Raw genomic sequence first — 431 nt, 5'->3', positions numbered from 1 at the left:
GGGGGGCCGGGGGGGTGGAGGGCGGTGGGGTGGAGGGTTCGGCCGGGCAGCTGTTCGTCGGCGGGGGGCCGGTCGGTGACGGTCAGGGCCGGGGCGCAGTCCTCGATCACCTGGCGGGCCCGGGCGGTGGGGGTGCTGTGGTCGATCGGCACGTAGGCGGCTCCGGCGGCCATGATGCCGAGCAGCAGGGCGATCAGGTCGGCGGAGCGGTGCATCCGGACCGCGACCCGGTCGCCGGGGCGGACTCCGCCGTGCCGCAGGCCGGTGGCGTAGGCGGTCGCGCGGTCGGCGAGCTGCCGGTAGGAGAGGCGTTCGCCGTCGTGGACCACGGCGGTGGCGTCCGGGGACGCCTGGGCCTGGTGGAGGAACGCCCCGTGGATCGTCCCGGCGTCCGGGGGGAGGGCGGGTTCTCCGAGGGGGCCGGCGGGTTC

At 78.0% G+C, this 431-nt stretch carries 1 protein-coding gene; it reads right to left on the bottom strand.

Translation table 11 applies throughout. The features are described 5' to 3' along the window. Positions 1 to 431 (bottom strand): AMP-binding protein (locus IH44_RS42205; RefSeq protein WP_035958663.1); only part of this gene is annotated, 431 nt, incomplete at both ends.

This window comes from Kitasatospora sp. NRRL B-11411, from assembly GCF_000721345.1.
Classification (GTDB): domain Bacteria; phylum Actinomycetota; class Actinomycetes; order Streptomycetales; family Streptomycetaceae; genus Kitasatospora; species Kitasatospora cineracea.
This window is presented reverse-complemented; position numbering and strand designations above follow the sequence as displayed.